This is a genomic window from Thiolapillus sp. (assembly GCF_048562965.1).
Classification (GTDB): Bacteria; Pseudomonadota; Gammaproteobacteria; order Chromatiales; family Chromatiaceae; genus Thiolapillus; species Thiolapillus brandeum_A.
Genome location: NZ_JBHNMF010000735.1, coordinates 1 through 1,487 on the forward strand (window position 1 = coordinate 1; position 1,487 = coordinate 1,487).

The 1,487-nt window shown below is 48.3% G+C and carries 1 protein-coding gene; it reads left to right on the forward strand.

What is annotated here, in order from left to right:
• Nucleotides 1–255: 255 nt before the first annotated feature.
• Nucleotides 256–1,437 carry a hypothetical protein gene (locus tag ACOCD2_RS19645; protein WP_293650167.1) on the forward strand — a complete coding sequence of 394 codons (1,182 nt, stop codon included), beginning with the start codon at nt 256–258 and terminating at the stop codon, nt 1,435–1,437.
• The last annotated feature ends 50 nt before the right edge of the window (nt 1,438–1,487 follow it).

A 1,487-nucleotide genomic window follows, 5' to 3' on the forward strand; every position in this document is an offset into this window, starting at 1 on the left:
CATAGCGGCCTCCAGAAGTTTGTGTTGATTTCTCTTCTGAGAGGCCGCGCCTTGCTATGTCAACTATTTTTTGAGATTTTTAGTGGTTTTTCTCCTCTGAAACTCTAAACTCTAGAAATTATAGACAAATACTGTAATTATTAGTTCCATTAAGAACGCAACACTACACTAGCTGCCGTTTGCAACCCTATACTTCTTAAAGGTAAAATTGGAAGCCACGATTATTCGTCCATAACCACATGGAGTGTTTTTTATATGGAATGGCGCATCCGAACCCTCAATCCAAGCTTCTTTGCTCTTCTGGTAGTTTCTTTCTTTTTCTCAGTGACCGCCTTTGGGGAAACCACGATAACCCCAGCAGTAGGACAGCAGCATTCTGCATTTACGCCGATTGATAACGATGTTATGGGCGTCCGTGGCTGGCAAGATATGCACAGCCACACCTGGAAAACACCAGAGGGACACAGTGTTCTGTTCAATAAACAACTCGGCAGTTGGACGTATGCGATCCCTGACAAACAGGGCCGATTGAAATCCTCCTCCATAGTCACCGAGATACCTCTGAAAAAGGAAGCATTCACCAGCCCCCTTGAACAAATAAACACCACTGCAGCCGCCTCTGCCGAAGCACAGGGCGGCTCCTATTATCAATGCCTGGGAGCATCTGGACACATCAAGGGCCTCGTCCGAGATTCTAGCGGAACCACAGCACTCGAAGGCATCGAGGTGCAAGCTGGACGCTTGAGCGGCTGGTGGTACGGGCCATCCTTCGAAAACTGGCAACATTGGACAGCGGTTACCGATGTCAATGGCGCTTATGAGCTGGAAGTACCGGAGGGGTTCTATCAGCTGAGCTTTTTTGATCCTACCGGTACATACGCTAAGAAAACTTTGGCGAATGAAGCCATTGTACATAGAGGTAAGACCACCGATAGCATGGACGAGCAACTCAACTTGGCAGGACATATTACCGGCTATATTTTGGGAGCGGACACCACAACCCCTCCCGGCCAAGTAACCGCCTACAAGAATTCCGGCACAGACTGGAATTGGTATACTAGGGTATCAACCGACGCAGTTGGTCAATATCACCTGGATAGACTCGAAGCCGGCGAATATCGGTTGTATTTTGACGCTGGCTCGCATTACATCGGAGAATTTTATAACAATGCGCAAGACATTGATTCTGCAACAACCGTTACCGTCTCAGCGGGACAAACCGTACCCAACATAGGGGTCATGCTGGATGTTGCCGGGAGCATCAGTGGCACCGTAACTGGGGTCGATGGCAACATTGCAGATGGCTTTTTGGTCGAGGTCTACCGGCACAACGGAACTTCCTGGGAAGTTTACACCAGTAACTACTATCCTGAATCCGTGATTCCAGAACGTCAAAACCCGCATTTTACCGACATGACTCGGCAGGAGCCTCTGTAATCGGCATGACATCGAATATTTGTCTGGATGGATCAGCAAATTGATGCTTT